Source organism: Candidatus Tisiphia endosymbiont of Thecophora atra, from assembly GCF_964026395.1.
GTDB lineage: Bacteria > Pseudomonadota > Alphaproteobacteria > Rickettsiales > Rickettsiaceae > Tisiphia.
Genome location: NZ_OZ032145.1, coordinates 1000456 through 1016367, shown reverse-complemented (window position 1 = coordinate 1016367; position 15912 = coordinate 1000456). Strand labels below are relative to the sequence as shown.

10 protein-coding genes, 1 tRNA gene and 2 pseudogenes are annotated in these 15912 nt (G+C 34.2%); 5 read left to right on the top strand and 8 right to left on the bottom strand.

Going from position 1 to position 15912, the window contains the following annotated elements; genetic code table 11:
- Positions 1 to 492: 492 nt before the first annotated feature.
- A pseudogene (locus AAGD45_RS04890) lies at positions 493 to 1351 on the top strand (IS5 family transposase).
- A gap of 156 nt (positions 1352 to 1507) precedes the next feature.
- Positions 1508 to 1687: pseudogene (locus AAGD45_RS08735) on the top strand (recombinase family protein); the annotation flags it as partial.
- A 756-nt stretch (positions 1688 to 2443) separates the two neighbouring features.
- Here the strand turns inward: AAGD45_RS08735 and AAGD45_RS04885 are convergent.
- Positions 2444 to 2518 (bottom strand) — tRNA-Gln (locus AAGD45_RS04885).
- 236 nt (positions 2519 to 2754) lie between these two features.
- On the opposite strand from AAGD45_RS04885, the gene AAGD45_RS04880 reads away from it, so the two are divergent.
- The 3 genes from AAGD45_RS04880 (at position 2755) to AAGD45_RS04870 (ending at position 5508) form a co-directional block, all read left to right on the top strand.
- Complete coding sequence (locus tag AAGD45_RS04880) at positions 2755 to 3456, top strand: VirB8/TrbF family protein (protein WP_341760850.1); 702 nt, start codon at positions 2755 to 2757, stop codon at positions 3454 to 3456.
- The gene (gene virB9, locus AAGD45_RS04875; protein WP_341760849.1) at positions 3453 to 4199 is read left to right on the top strand and encodes a P-type conjugative transfer protein VirB9; all 747 of its coding nucleotides are present in this window, start codon (positions 3453 to 3455) and stop codon (positions 4197 to 4199) included. The genes AAGD45_RS04880 and virB9 overlap by 4 nt, the downstream gene beginning before the upstream one ends.
- A 352-nt stretch (positions 4200 to 4551) precedes the next feature.
- Positions 4552 to 5508, top strand: coding sequence for a transposase (locus AAGD45_RS04870; protein ID WP_341760848.1), 957 nt, complete (start codon positions 4552 to 4554; stop codon positions 5506 to 5508).
- Between the two features lie 273 nt (positions 5509 to 5781).
- Here AAGD45_RS04870 and AAGD45_RS04865 read toward each other — a convergent pair whose 3' ends face one another.
- The 7 genes from AAGD45_RS04865 to radA form a co-directional block, all read right to left on the bottom strand.
- Complete coding sequence (locus AAGD45_RS04865; protein ID WP_341760847.1) at positions 5782 to 6879, bottom strand: glycoside hydrolase family 3 N-terminal domain-containing protein; 1098 nt, start codon at positions 6877 to 6879, stop codon at positions 5782 to 5784.
- Between the two features lie 627 nt (positions 6880 to 7506).
- A complete protein-coding gene (locus AAGD45_RS04860) occupies positions 7507 to 8997 on the bottom strand; it encodes a replicative DNA helicase (protein ID WP_341760846.1) in 1491 nt (496 codons plus the stop codon).
- A 10-nt stretch (positions 8998 to 9007) separates the two neighbouring features.
- A complete protein-coding gene (trxB, locus tag AAGD45_RS04855; protein WP_341760845.1) occupies positions 9008 to 9937 on the bottom strand; it encodes a thioredoxin-disulfide reductase in 930 nt (309 codons plus the stop codon).
- A 14-nt stretch (positions 9938 to 9951) separates the two neighbouring features.
- Positions 9952 to 10830, bottom strand: coding sequence for an alpha/beta hydrolase (locus AAGD45_RS04850; protein WP_341760844.1), 879 nt, complete (start codon positions 10828 to 10830; stop codon positions 9952 to 9954).
- Positions 10831 to 11091: 261 nt separating this feature from the next.
- Positions 11092 to 12021 carry an AEC family transporter gene (locus AAGD45_RS04845; RefSeq protein WP_341760843.1) on the bottom strand — a complete coding sequence of 310 codons (930 nt, stop codon included), beginning with the start codon at positions 12019 to 12021 and terminating at the stop codon, positions 11092 to 11094.
- 717 nt (positions 12022 to 12738) lie between these two features.
- Complete coding sequence (locus AAGD45_RS04840) at positions 12739 to 13599, bottom strand: ribonuclease D (protein WP_341762213.1); 861 nt, start codon at positions 13597 to 13599, stop codon at positions 12739 to 12741.
- A gap of 710 nt (positions 13600 to 14309) precedes the next feature.
- Positions 14310 to 15647, bottom strand: a complete 1338-nt coding sequence (gene radA / locus AAGD45_RS04835; RefSeq protein WP_341760842.1) for a DNA repair protein RadA — start codon at positions 15645 to 15647, stop codon at positions 14310 to 14312.
- Positions 15648 to 15912 lie beyond the last annotated feature (265 nt).

The window sequence follows — 15912 nt, the reverse complement described above, 5'->3', positions numbered from 1 at the left end:
AATTATTGCAGTTCCACTTTGCCAGCAGAAGCAAAAATATATATCTACGGCAGACTTTTTATAAGTCTGCTATATATATTTATATATATGTAAAATCCTGCTTTTTTGACCTACCTTGAAAGCCTTGTAGTATAAGGTCTTGCGGGTAGTCCAAAAACGCATTTTTATTTAAAAGCATACTGCTTTTTTGGCTTGCCTTGTATCCCAGTTTCTAAAAGGGTTTGCGGGTAATCCAAAAGAGCAGTGCTTTTTTACTGCATCTTTGCTGCACTTTTGTTTTTTTGGCAATTTTTTGTTCCGTATTTTATCTTCATTTAATCCTCATGCTTTCTTCTAAATCTATGTGCCAAATTTTAGGATTAAGTACATCATCTTTTTTGCCATCACCGTCACGTTTATAATGTGTGGGCAGTATCGCTTTAGGCTTGTCCTCAAACTAAAATTAAGGTATGATGAAGTGAACAAAGTATTATTAGTAAGAAGTATAAAAGAATGAGCAGAAAAAATTATCCAACAGATTTAACAGATGAAGAATGGTTAAGGATAGAGGGGTTGTTTCAAGTATCGTATGTAAAGGGAGGTAGACCTTTAAAACATAGCAAAAGAGAGATTTTGAATGCAATTTTTTATGTATTACGTACTGGGTGTCAGTGGAGATATATGCCGCATGACTTTCCAATTTGGAAGACAGTATATGAACAATTTAGAAGATGGAAGAAGCAAGGTGTATTTGAACGTATGAACCATGAACTTATCAAGGATATTAGAAGAAAATTAGGTAGAAATGAGTATCCTAGTGCTTGCATAATAGATAGTCAGTCTGTCAAGACAACAGAAAAAGGGGAGCTAAAGGTTATGATGGAGCTAAGAAAATTAAGGGCAGAAAGAGGCATATTATTACCGATACACAAGGCTTTGTGTTAGGTTGTTATGTCGGTTCTGCGAATGAGAATGATCGATACGGAGCTACAGTGCCACTCAGTAACATGCAAAAAGAGTACACTACTATTAAACAAATGTGGGCTGATATGGGGTATCAGTCTAAAGATTTAAAGGGTCTCATGAAGGAAAAGTATAACATAGATTTAGAAATTGTTAAACGACCAGTGTGCAGATTTTGGATACCAAAAAATACACCACTAGAACTATTGCCAAAAGGGAAGTTGGGTTTAAAGTACAGCCAAGGCGATGGGTTGTTGAGAGAACCTTTGCTTGGATAAATAGAAATAGAAGGCTCTCCAAGGAATATGATTTTCTTACTGATTCTAGTGAAAATATAATTTTTTTGGCTATGAGTCGATTACTTCTTCGTAGGATTACTTCTATACTTAGTTTGCGGACAAGCTCTTAGAGATAACGTAAACCGCAGTATAGCTCAAAAACTACATCAAGGAGAATGGATAAGCACTGCTCCCATTGGTTATTTGCATATAAAAAGTAGTAATAGTAACGATCGAGGTAAGGGGCAAATAATAGTTGATCATGAACGCTCACATTTAATAAAAAAATATTTGAAACATATGCTACAGGTAGTCATACTCTTCCCGCAATACTAGAGAAAACCAAAGAATGGGGGCTGCGTAATTCTAGAGGTCATCAAGGTTATTTGTGTCATTCTCATCTTCATTCTATTATTACAAATCCATTTTATTACGGAGTAATGCGAGTCCTAAAAACTAAAAAAGAATACCCGCATATTTATCCATCAATCATTAGTAAGGAGTTATTTGATGCTTGTCAAGCAGTACGCCTTGGTTGGAATAAAAAACCGTTTAAATATGGAGAAAAAGAATATATATTTAGAGGATTGATAAAATGTGCTGTTACTGGTCGTGTGATCACTGCTGATACTAAGAAGAAGACTTATCCTAATGGTATCACAGCAGAGTGGATATATTTACTAGGATGGCATCCTGATAATCCTAATAAAAGAATATACGTGAAAGAAGAAATAATACTACAAGAAGTTGAGCAAGTACTAGCAACACTCCATTTAGAGCCTGAATTGTTAGCTGAAGTAATTGGTTATATTAAAGCTTCAGCAAAAATAGAGCAAGGTTTTTATAAAATGCGTATAGGAGAGCTACATACTGAACATACTAAGATTAAAACTCGTATGGATAGGTTAACTGATTTATTTTTAGACGGTGATATTAGCAAGGAAGATCATGAAGAAAAACGTCAGCAATTAATACAAAAACGTGAAGATATCATGAGAGAACTAGAAAGCCATAATTATACTGATGATCAATTTTCAGAATGCTTGGTTAACCTAGTAGAACTGGCTTCCGGAGCGTTAGAAACCTTTAAAGGTTCGAATATTGAGAAAAAACGTAAATTGTTAAATCTTGTATTTTCGAATCTAGAATTGAATGGCTGTAAGCTAGACTATACCTTGCGTCCACCGTTTGATATGTTCACAAAATGCACTGAAATCAGAGAATGGCTGGGGCGGATGGATTCGAACCACCGAATGACGATACCAAAAACCGTTGCCTTACCACTTGGCTACGCCCCATCATTAAATACTAGTGTATAAGTGTACACTTAGTATACACAGAGCTTATAACAACAAACATTTCTTGAGTCAAATACTCTTTTTAATTTGACTATTCTTAATACGATTTTTATTGGTATTGTAGACACAAAATTAGCTTTTTGAACAGGCTAAAAGAATAATTTTTATAAAAAATTATAACATCTTTTCTAATATGTGTTAGAATCCGATATAGGTAAGCAATTATTTTAAAGCTAATGGATAAGGTGTTAAGTTCTGTTCAAGAATATATTAAGTCTGGTGAATATTTTGTTGATGCTAAAAGATGGTATAATTTTGAATATATATATCCACTTGTACACAGAACATTTTTGTTGATATTTAGTGTAGTTCTTTTTGTATTATTTCTAAGTGTGGTGATTAATTTTGAGACTTTATTACCAGTAAAGCGTCAGGTGAGATACGCAATTAGTGCTAAATCCCTTAAAAGTGCAACAATAACTAACGCTAATCATATTAAGCATAATGCAATTAATTCTATTGCAGATATTATGATTAGAAATTACGTTATACATAGAGAATCATATGACTATGATTTACTTCGTCCTCAATATATATTTATGCAGAATAACTCTACGCGTATAATATTTAGACAATTTGCCAATTTTATGAATATTGACAATCCATTGTCTCCAGTTATGCGTTACCAAAAGTCCTTAAAGCGTTCTGTTAATATATCATCAGTGGTTTATCATAAAAATAATAAGGCTGAAGTTACATTTACATCTTTGGCAAAAAACGCTTCTAATGATATTTTAGAAAATATGGTGTGGCAAGCTACAATAAATTTTGAAATAGATGCAATTAATATACATCTACCACCTAACTCAAGATTTAATTTTGCTGTCACTGGTTACAAACTTAAGTTAATAGAAGATAAAAGTAAAAAAATAAGATGAAGCAACTAATAATATTTTTTGTAGTAGTATTTTTTGTAAATACTGCGTTAGCCGTTAGGGAATCTAGACCAATGCCGATTGATAGTAGAATTAGGGTAATGGTTTATAGTCCTGATGATGTATTTAAGTTTACTGGATATTATGGTTATCAGGCTAGTATAGAGCTAGCAAAAGATGAAGAAATAGTTAGTATTTCCATGGGAGACACCACTTCTTGGCAAATAGTACCAGCGGGTCATAGGATCTTCATTAAACCGATGGAACAAGATGCTACAACTAATATGACGCTTATTACTAATAAGCGAACTTACTTTTTTGAACTATATGCTACAGAAGCCTTAGATATGAGAGATCCAGATATGGTTTTTAATTTAAGGTTTATTTATCCTGATGATGAAAATTCTGGAGATCACTTACAAAATTACGTTACATCTTCAGCTAACCTTGATTTATCGCATCCTGAAAAATATAATTTTAATTATTCCATAAGTGGTAATGAATCGATTGCACCAATTAAAATTTTTGATGATGGAGTGTATACTTACCTACAATTCAGAGATAAAAATGCTGAGTTACCAGCTATTTTTGCAGTTGATGAAGCTCTTAGAGAGTCGATGGTAAATTATAGACTCTCACAAGATAACCCTAATATGGTGATTATTGAACAAGTATTTCACAAGCTGTCAATACGTCATGGTAAAAAAATAGTGTGTGTGTTTAATGAAGCATTTAAGCCGTATTAAACTTATAGCTAAATAGTTAACCTGATTAACATTTAGCCATAGTGAGCCGGCGTCATTGCGAGGAAACGTGAGTCGACGAAGCAATTGTAAGTTAAAAGTATGATATAATAGATATTGAAGTCAATGTAAATAATGATTTATACTGACTTATAAGGGGGTATTACAGCGATAGTCATTAATAATATAAATGACTATCGCTGTGCAGGCGTGAGCGACCGTGAAGCAATTGGTTTTAAGACCGAATGGATATTGGTACTCTAGCCCAAATCCCCGAGACGTTTGAATAGTTGATTGGGATGCCTTTGCACGCCCGCTTACAATCGTAAACAACATTAAAAGTCTTCGAGGTATTATGCTATTATATAATAATTTTATCGGTCTTGATATAGGAAAATTCAATTTTGTTGTTGCTATTCATGGAAAAAAAGAAACTAAAGAATATAATAACAACTCTAATGGAATAGCTGATTTTATCAAGGATTACAAAAAAGAGATTAGTTCTGCATTGTGTGTTTTAGAAACTACTGGTGGATATGAAATGGAACTATTACTAACGCTTTGCAATCAGGGTTTTGCTGTACATAGAGCCAATACTCGTAAAGTTAAAAACTTTATTAGGTCTTTTGGTAATGCAGCTAAAACTGACAGTCTTGACGCTAAAGCTCTAGCACTTTATGGTTTTGAACGATCAGAAAGATTAGAGCTATTTAAAGTACAATCTAAGCAAGCTTTAAACTTGTATGAATTAGTAGGACGTAGGAACGATCTTAAACAAATGTTGATTGCAGAAAAAAATAGGTTTCAGTCCCCGAGAGCTGATTTAATCAAGTCTAGTTGTGTTAAAATGATCGAAGTACTAGAAGAACAAATTGCATCTATTACTAAAGAAATAGATGACTTAATAGCAAAAGATAAGCTCTTGCAAGCTAAGAAAGAGACTCTGCAAACTATTAGTGGTATAGGCGCAGTAGTATCTAATGAGCTTATAGCTTTGTTACCTGAACTTGGTACATTGAACCGCAAACAAATAGCATCATTAGTAGGTGTTGCACCAATATCTAATGATAGCGGTAGATATAGCGGATATAGACATACAGGTCATGGTCGAAATTTTGTTAGACCTATGTTGTTTGTAGCTGCTATGGCTGCTAGAAATTCTAACTCTGAACTGAAGGTATTTTATGAGAAATTGATCAATAGAGGAAAAAAGAAAATGGTGGCGATGGTAGCATTAATGCGTAAAATCATTGTGATTGCAAACGCTAAGTTACGTGATTTAACTAGCTCTGCACAAGCAATAAAAATTTAAACCAAATTTATTTAAATTTTTATTGCGAACATAGTTGATCCATATGATAAGCTTCATGGATTGCGCGCTCACGTACGTTCGCTCGCAATGACGGTTTAGGGCTGACAACGCTCATCGCAATGACGTTTGTTGAACTTTCGACAGTTGTGGTGACATTGTAGGATCGTATCTAACCTCAATTAGCCTTTTTTAGGGTGTTTTTCCCGCCATTGGCTAAGAATGACATCGTTTTTGTCATATAACTACCTCCCACATCTTTCCAAAAGCAGAATTTTAAACCACCTGACAAACAGCAGTCATTTCTTCTATATCACCACTACAATGTAGCACTAAGTCGCAACCAGCTACAATAGTTTGCCTAGCAACTTCAGCTATACTTGCAACAAATTCTGCCTTCAGTTTTGGGAATTCTTCTACTAAATATTTTTTTAGTCCGGTTTGGTCGGATTTGTCTTTAATAATTCCGTATTCAATAAGTTTTTCTAAATCTTGATCACTTATCGTAGTCGTAGAATCCTGCTTTTCAAAAATCGTCAGAGGTTTTTTAACTATGGAGTATTTAGCTCCAATTTCACCATGCAGGGCAAGCATACAAATATCATCTGAAACTAACATACCTTTAAAACCAATGTCATTTCTAATGAACTTTATGGCAATTGGCGATAAAGTTACTGGTAGTTTGGTATCTAAAGCCTCAAATACAATGTGAGCTGTCATAGCCCATCCTGCTTTAGCATTTTTAGATAATTGTCTAAACACTTCAAAATCTGTATTATTTAATTCAGCAAGTGAACTGGTAACACGCGGCAACTTATAATGACTATCACACGTAGCTCTGCCATGCCCTGGTATATGCTTAATAATGGCAACGCCTCCCTGCCCTTCTATCGCCTCTATTGTTTTTGTACATAAGTCAACTACTTTTACTACAGAATCTCCAAAGCTACGATCTCCAATAGCATTATCAGTATAAGGGTAACGCAAATCAGCAACTGGACAACATGGCGAGTCTATTCTATATGCTTTTAAACTCTTCATCAGGCTTGAATAATTTGCAAAAACTTTTAAATATGCATTCTCTGCACCTTCTTGATCATATATCTTAGCGAAATCACCAGCAGGGGGATATTCTATATCTATGATAGGTGGCTTCAACCTTGCAACCCTGCCTCCTTCCTGATCGACAAAAATCAATATCTTATAGTCATATAAGCCTCTTAAATCTTGTACTAACTTTAGTAACTGTTCTCGATCTACAATATTTCTCTTAAAGAGAATAAAGCCATATATTGTATTTTTTGACAATAATTCCTTTTCTTGCACAGTCAAACTAGTACCAGCAATACCAAATATTAAAGGTTTCTTGAACATTTATTACCTCTATAACATGAATTATAGATTGCTTCGTCGACCTACGGTCTCCTCGCTAATAGACGTTTTATAGACGTATATGTCTATTAGCGAGCGAACATGCGTGAGCGTGGCAATCCATTTTGCTAAAAATATGATTTTAATCTTTTAAAATCATGTTTTTAGCTTTAGAAAGGTTTAAAATGCATTCGTAAAACCGCTTTAAGAATGCATTTTTCCTTCGTCATTGCGCATAGGCGTCAACTTAAGAGCGTAATGATTGAACATGTATAAACAAATTAAACACAGCCGTCATCGCGAGGCATCGTTAGATGCCGTGGCGATCCAGATAAACAGCGAAGCTGTTTTTTAGAGTAACGCTTCGCGTATCTTAGATTGCCGCGTCGCCGCTTGCAGCGGCTTCTCGCAATGACGTTTAGGTTTGATTTACTTATACATGCTCAATCATTACGCTCTTAAGTTGACACCTATGCGTCATTGCGAGGAGCTACTTTAGTAGCGACGAAGCAATCTAATGAATAGTGGATTGCCACGACCACTACGTGGTCTCGCAATGACGTATGCACCAAATATTAAAGCCAATTTGGGATAAGAATTAACTAATTCTTATCCCGCCCGAATGGGGGTCTATAGTGTTTTCTGTAAATTACTAAATTTTGAATATTGACCATCATAATGAAGCTTTATGCTACCAACACGACCATTACGATGTTTTGCTATTATAATATCGGCAATATTATATACTTGATTTAAATTACTCAACCATTCTGCGTGTTTTTCTGCGTATTTTGCATCACTCGAAGGAGGCTCTTTACGAGTTAGATAATATTCTTCTCGATAAATAAACATCACTATATCCGCATCTTGTTCAATAGCCCCAGATTCTCGCAAGTCAGATAACATTGGTCTCTTATCTTCTCTAAGTTCTACAGCTCTAGATAATTGTGATAAAGCAATTACTGGGATATTTAATTCTTTTGCTATAGCTTTTAATCCTTGAGTAATTTCTGAAATTTCATTTACTCTATTATCAGATTTATTTATTCCTCTAATCAACTGCAGATAATCTATAAATAATATACCAAGATTATGTTTACGCTTCATTTTTCTTGCCCTAGTACGAATAGCCGCAATGGATAAAGATGGCGTATCATCAATAAAAAATGGTATGTCAAGAGCTATAATTTCTCTACGTAATCGATTATAATTCTCTTCTGTCACATGACCAGACCGTAAGGCTGAAGAGTCAATGTTAGTATGCATGGAAAGAATACGAGTAGCAAGCTGCTCAGATGACATTTCAAGAGAGAAAAAACCTACTGACTGATCTTTTTCTTGTTCCTTATTTTTTAACTTCATAGAATTACAAGCATTTATCGCAAGATTTATGGCAAAAGCTGTTTTCCCCATTGATGGGCGTGCAGCAATGACAACTAAATCTGAATTATGAAAACCTGATAACTCCCTATCTAAATCAATTAATCCTGTAGAAATACCTATTACATGATTAGAATTCTTCATAGCTCTGTCAATATTGGCAAGGGACTCCGAGAGAGACACAGCAATTTTAACAAAACTCTTGTCATTAATTCCTTCACTAGCAAGGTTATAGAGTTTACCCTCTGCATGCTCTATTTGTTGACTTGCATCATATTCTAAAGAGGAGTCATAAGCATTATTAACTACCTCCTCCCCTATCTGAATTAAATTACGCCTTATTGCCAAATCATAGATTATTCTTCCATAATCAAGGGGATTAATTACCATCATCGATAAAGTAACCAGCTTATTTAGGTATTCGCTGCCACCTAATTGCTGAAATAATTCATCTCGTTCTAACATACTTCTAAGCGTTACCGGAGTAGCAATTAAGCCTTTTTCGGTAATAACCTCAATAGCATTATATATCTTTTGATGTATCGGCTCAAAAAAATGATCTGATCTTAGGAATTCTGAGACAGTATTTAAGTAATCATGGTTGACTAAAATTGCTCCTATCAACATTTGCTCGGCCTGAACATTTGCTGGTAAAGTTCGAGCAACAGGTAAAACTATACTTGTCTCATTTGATCCACTTAACTTATCTGCTTTATCACTCACTTTTTTACTACGAGGCATAATTTTTTATTTAATGATTTAAAAACTTTTCTACTTCTAAAGCCGCCATACATCCTGTACCAGCAGCGGTAACTGCTTGTCTAAAAATTTTATCCTGTACATCTCCAGCAGCGAAAACACCTTTAACACTGGTTTCCGTTGAATTTGGTTTAGTAATAATATAATTATCACTATCTATATCTAATTGTCCTTTGAACAAACCAGTATTCGGCATATGACCAATTGCTACGAATATACCAGTACAATTAATTAAACTAAGCTCACCTGTTTGAGTGTTTTCAAGCTTGGCTGAATTAACCGATTTAGGATTATCAGTACCAATGACCTCAATCAGTCTATGATTCCACATGACCGATATTTTGGGATTTCTAAATAATCTCTCTTGTAAAATCTTCTCGGCTCTAAAACTATCCCGGCGATGAACAATAGTCACCTGACGTGCATGATTAGTTAAATATAATGCCTCTTCAACAGCACTATTCCCCCCACCAATAACTAATACATCCTGATTCTTGAAAAAAAAACCATCACAAGTAGCACAAGCTGAAACACCATACCCTTTGAATTGTGCTTCGGAAGGAATATTAAGCCACCTTGCTTCTGCACCGGTACATATTATAACGCCGTCCGCCCTAATTATACCAGACGAGGTGGTCACCACTAAGGGTTTTTTTGAAAAATCAACCTTTTCTACATAATCATAGATAATTTCCGCACCAACATTTTTTGCCTGTTGCGTCATTTGTTCCATTAACCATGGACCTTGAACAGGTTCTGCAAAACCTGGATAATTTTCAACATCTGTAGTAATAGTTAGCTGCCCACCTGGCTGCATACCATGCAATAATATCGGTTTTAGTGCTGCCCTAGCTGTATAGATTGCTGCACTCAGTCCAGCAGGACCTGAACCTATAATAAGTACTTTAGTAGAACGATTCATAGCAACCTAAATTTTTATATTTTCAAAGCATTTACCCAAGATTTTATATAACTAATCTGATCATCGGTCATTAATGAAGGTGTATGACCAGCATAATCAACAACGAAAAGATCAAAATCTTTGGTTTTCTTCATCTTCTCAATAGTAGATTGTTGTAAAATTTCTGATTTAGCCCCGTGGATAACCAACAATTTACAAACAATCTTATTCCATATAGTCCATATATCAACATTTTTTGGCTTATTTGCATTAGCATTCATACCTTGTACTATGGCAGGATCATAATTCATTTTATATTTTCCATCTTGGATTTTTATAAAACTATATTTGGTAAGATGATCCCAATCTTCCTCACTACTAATACCGAATTGGCTATATATTAGCTTTAAATGTTGCTTGGCACTAACTAAATCAACAAATGAGGGAGTTTGACCTGCATATTGACCGATTTTAACTAGAGGAGAGGCTGGAATAAAAGGCCCTACATCATTTATAATCATTGCTTTGATAAGTTCCTTATATTTACTAGCTAGCACATAACCAATTATTCCACCCATGGAAGTACCAAGGCAAATACAGTTGTTAATACCTAATTTTTTTAAAAAAAGCACTGTATCTTTTACATATACTTGATAATTATAATGCTTTTTCGTTTTAAAAACATCACTATTCCCACGTCCTGGATAATCTATAGCAATTACTCGAAAATTATCACTTAATGTCATAGCGATTTTATCAAAATCATGAGCATTCCTAGTTAAACCATGGGTACAAATTATTACATTTTCATTATTAGGGTCACCAAACTCAAGATAAGCTATTTTATGAGCTGGAATATATTGTGAGCCTAACCAATTAATATAAGGTCCAATTTGGATAAATTTTTGTATCATTTTTTTCTACTAATTAATTTTAAGTCGGGGATGTCATCCACAACTGTTGAAAGTTAAAAAACCGTCATTGCGAGGAGGCACAAAGTGCCGACGTGGCAATCTCATGAAGTAATATCTGCTTTTGTTAGGCGGCCTCGAGGTGATTTGAGCACTACTTCACAAGATTGCCACGTCGGCACTTTGTGCCTCCTCGCAATGACGGTTTTTTGGCTAAAACCTTTCCAGTTTAGCTATATGTCTTACATCAATAGCTGAGGTTAGTTAATTCAAATCGCTTAAAAATATAGTTACCATAACTGGTATATATACTACACCAAAAAGCAGGGAAAGAAATACTGTGGTAGCAACTTTTTCTGGATAAAATTTTTGTAAACTGGCTATGACAATTACGTTTGCTGCCATAGGAGCAGTTGAAAGAAGCCTTAGAGCATTGTAATAATTCTCATCATACCATCCTAAAACAAACTTATCCAAAAGAATAAATATGTTAACCCCTAATGGATAGAATAAAAATTTTGCCATGAAAGTAGCTAAAGTAAACTTTATGTCTATTTCAAATTTTTGCAAAGCTGAAAGAGCTAAACCAACCATAACCATACCAAGTATAGAAAATGCCCCCCGCATGTTATATATAAAATCATCTAGGAAATCAGGTAAAGTAAAACCAGCAAAACTAAATAAACAACCAAGTAAAAAACCGTTTAAAATTGGTAACTTTACAACCTTCAAGATACTTTCACTACTATTAGCAAAGCTCCTAGCACAAATATAAAAACCTACTGATGATTCGAAAATATTTATTCCTATAACTGCCATCATATAGATGCTTAAAACATAATCATCAAAGAGAGCAGCGGCTATTGGCAGCATAAAATAACCACCATTAGCGGTACCCGCAGATAATGCTATAATGTTTCGTGTATGATCAAGCCAATATCGCCCAAAAAAATAGTAAGAAAATATTGATAACAAAGTGGCGATGAAAAAAACAACTACAGTAACGCTTAATGCCGATAAAGTCAAAGTAGTACTGGCGGGAATAGCAAAAAAAACAATAGGAGATATAAAATAGAATAACAAAGAAGCTATACTATCTCTCTCAACTTTAGAATATCTTCCTGCTAAAAAACCAATTACTACGCTCAGTAATACAGAAATGGTTTTAAAAAAAACTATAGTAAAAATTGCCATGCTATAAAAGCCAAAAGATATCAGATGCTGTTTTACTCGATAATCAAGTTTTTTAGAATTATTAAAAAATACGTCTATTAGCGAGGAGTCGCGAAAAAGCGACGACGCGGCAATCTAGGATACGCGAAGCGTTACTCTAAAAAAACAGCTTCGCTGTTTACCTAGATCGCCACGGCATCTAAAGAGCCTTGCTATGACGGTTAAGGAAAAACTTGATTATCGAGTATAAATCTACTCATTAGACTTCCTGCAGAATTCGCTTTTGCTGAGGAATTTGTAGGAGACACGAAACCTCGACCCGCAACGTACTCAAATGTACGTGAGGAGCAGAGTACCGGTATCACGCATAGGCGTCAACTTAAGAGCGTAAAGATTGAACATGTATAAACAAATTAAACATAGCCGTCATCGCGAGGCATCGTTAGATGCCGTGGCGATCCAGATAAACAGCGAAGCTGTTTTTTAGAGTAACGCTTTGCGTATCTTGGATTGCCGCGTCGCCGCTTACAGCGGCTTCTCGCAATGACGTTTAGGTTAATTTACTTATACATGCTCAATCATTACGCTCTTAAGTTGACACCTATGCGGATCGACGCACAAATTACCAGCAAAAGTAGAATTATGCAGGAAGTCTATTACATAGAAATGTTCATAGAACCTACTTAACCTTTTAGAAAATAGCAAATTTATTCCACAATTAACATAAATAAAGTACCTTTATTCACCTAATTCTTGTATAGCAAGACACAGATCTGCTAATTGAGTTCTATATTTTTGTTTACTAAGATAGCGACTATTTAATTTAAGATTTTCAAAATCTTTATTACTGGTAGGTAAATATTGACAAATCTGTACTAATTCCTCATCAGAAATAAAATGTCTCCTTGGTAAATCTATTGTACTTGCTTGTTCTTCCCGATAAGCTGCCATAATTTTCATTTTATGAATAAAAGACTCTGAATGATTATCGAATCTGACTTTTTGCCAAGCTTTTTGTGCATTAACAATATAATTTTCAATATTAAGCAAAGATTTTATTTGCTCATCATATTCGTTTTGTAAGTTATTATCTTGAATTATTTGTTGCAATACCTTGTAAATCGGTTCTAAATATTCAACATCTTTAATAGCATAATTTAACATATTAGCATTAATTGGACGCTTTAACCAATCAGACCTTTGGTAAGTTTTATCAATGTGAACGAAGCAAATTTTGCTACATATATCCGAATAACTCAAATATTTACCAAAATCACAAATACCAGCTGCAATTTGTATGTCAAAAACATTTTTTGGCAGTTTCTTAAATAAATGATAAAATATCTCAAAATCCTCTCTAGGGGCGTGAACTATTTTAAGAATCTTATCGTTCAGAAATATTTCGTTAATAGGAGAAAGATCCAAATTGCTCAAAGTGTCAATTATCACTTTATAACTACTGGCCATAATTTGAATTATGCTAAGCTGAGCAAAATAGGTATTTTTACGCAAGAACTCAGTATCAACACTTATAGTCTTACAATCTAATAACTGTCGACAGAATTCATTTAATGCTTTCTGATTATCAATAATAAGTATTTTTGAAGTATTAGTAATTAAATTGCTCCTATATAATAAATTTGGTATTTTTCTATACGCGAATTTGGGATAAGAATTTGTCAATTCTTATCCCAAATTGGGATTCTATGCTTTTTTGTGGTTAAAAGTAGCGTAACACTTTTACGCTACTTTGTCAAAGATGGAATCCTTAATTTATAACACTTATCTTAAAATAAGTGTTTCATAAGTGCTACAATTAAAAAAACAATTAAGACATTTCAAGAAACAGATAATCGGAACTATTAAACTGATGTCTCCCATCGAACTAAGGTAAAATAGTCAAATAAGATTCTAATAATAACCTGAATTCGATGTAACAAGTTACATCGAATTCAATGTTATATATAGAAACAATCAGGTTTGAAGCGGCTGCCCACCTGATTGTTAAAATATAACACTCCATTCAATATGTGATTTTAATTATTAAAATCACATATTGAATGATGAAAAAAGTTAAAATGCACTCGTAGAACCGCTTCAAGAGTGCATTTTTCCTTATAACAAAGCAAGTATCGATATAAGAATTATTAATTCTCCTAACAAACTGGTTTGAAAGAAGGTTTTATTTTTACCATAGCTCACCACCAACAGTTTGTTTATGTTATTACATAATGCTTAGCATTTTGTTTGGTGCTTATATCGAACTGAGGTTAATAATACTATTAGAATTTCATAAGTGTGAATTTTAACTATATCAACTCTTTCAATTCTTTTATATTACTAATTGGGCAAATTAGGTTATTACTTAACTTTTCAAGTTTGGAGCAAATTAATTTATTGAATCCTAATTTCGTTGCTTCTTTTATTCTCATTTCTGCTGCATTGACTTTTCTTATTTCACCAGATAAACCAATTTCTCCAAAAAAAACACTATGTTCTAGCACAGCTTTATTATTTGCTGCAGAAATTAAAGCAGCTGCAACAGCTAAGTCTGAAGCTGGTTCTGAAATTTTAAGCCCACCAGCAACAGTTAAATATACTTCCTTAGAAGTTAAGTTAAGCCCAAACCGTACATTGAGTACAGCTATTATCATTGATAATCTATTTAAATCCCATCCTACAACCGAACGTCTTGGCATTGGCATATTGGAAGGAGCAATTAATGCCTGAATCTCAATTAATAACGGTCTAGACCCTTCAATTCCAGCAAATACCGTTGTCCCGCTAACATTTTTATCCCTTTTCATTAGAAATAGCTCGGAAGGACTAGAGACTTCCATAAGACCACTAGCAGTCATCTCAAAAACACCGATTTCTCCTATTCCACCAAATCTATTTTTAATAGAACGCAAAATACGAAAATGACTATTAGGATCACCTTCAAAATATAGTACGGTATCAACAAGATGTTCAAGTAACTTAGGACCAGCTAATTGCCCATCTTTTGTCACATGACAGCTAAGTAAAATAATAATATTATTTTGCTTAGCATAGCTAACCAATTCATTAGCACAGGTTCGAATCTGCGAAATAGTGCCAGGTGGTGATGATAGTGTGCGAGTTACCATTGTCTGAATTGAATCGATTACTACCAAATCAATATTGTTTTTATCAGCATCAATAGTTGAGATAATATCTTCGATATTAGTGGCAGCTAAGATAGATGTTGTTTCATTATTAAGGCCTAATCTTAAGGCTCTTAGCTTTATTTGGTCAATGGATTCCTCACCAGTTATATATAAGCAATTCATTCTAATTTTATCACAAAAAGAACTTGCCACTAAGTGTAATAATAAAGTTGATTTACCAATGCCAGGATCACCACCAATTAAAATTGCCGAAGAGGAAACCAACCCGCCACCCAACACCCTATTTAATTCATTTATAGGCGTAGGAGTACGTAATGATTCCACAACAACACCATCAAGCTTTTGTATTTGTTGTTTATTGCCTAACCTAACTTGTACTTGACTAATTACCTCTTCCTCAATTGCTCCCCATAAGCCACAATCAAAACATTGTCCTGCCCATTTTGATGTACTATTACCACAATTTGTACATATATATTGCTTTTTAATTTTACTCACTTTCCTAATTTTAATTCCTAGTTAACCTAGATTCAATGTAAGACATCGGTTTAATAGCCTATTACGCGAATTCAGGATAAGAATTTGTCAATTCTTATCCTGAATTCGCATTATATGGTATTATGCATAGTACCCATTTTTCTATAATCGTCATCGCGAAGCATCTTTAGATGCCGTGGCGATCTAGGTAAACAGCGAAGCTGTTTTTTTAGAGTAACGCTTCGCGTATCCTAGATTGCCACGTCGCCGCTTGCAGCGGCTCCTC

Excerpts from the sequence above, each read along its gene's own strand:
- AAGD45_RS04880 (WP_341760850.1), top strand. The coding sequence starts at position 2,755 with ATGGATAAGGTGTTAAGTTCTGTTCAAGAATATATTAAGTCTGGTGAA.
- virB9 (WP_341760849.1), top strand. The coding sequence starts at position 3,453 with ATGAAGCAACTAATAATATTTTTTGTAGTAGTATTTTTTGTAAATACT.
- AAGD45_RS04870 (WP_341760848.1), top strand. The coding sequence starts at position 4,552 with ATGCTATTATATAATAATTTTATCGGTCTTGATATAGGAAAATTCAAT.
- AAGD45_RS04865 (WP_341760847.1), bottom strand. The coding sequence starts at position 6,879 with ATGTTCAAGAAACCTTTAATATTTGGTATTGCTGGTACTAGTTTGACT.
- AAGD45_RS04860 (WP_341760846.1), bottom strand. The coding sequence starts at position 8,997 with ATGCCTCGTAGTAAAAAAGTGAGTGATAAAGCAGATAAGTTAAGTGGA.
- trxB (WP_341760845.1), bottom strand. The coding sequence starts at position 9,937 with ATGAATCGTTCTACTAAAGTACTTATTATAGGTTCAGGTCCTGCTGGA.
- AAGD45_RS04850 (WP_341760844.1), bottom strand. The coding sequence starts at position 10,830 with ATGATACAAAAATTTATCCAAATTGGACCTTATATTAATTGGTTAGGC.
- AAGD45_RS04845 (WP_341760843.1), bottom strand. The coding sequence starts at position 12,021 with ATGGCAATTTTTACTATAGTTTTTTTTAAAACCATTTCTGTATTACTG.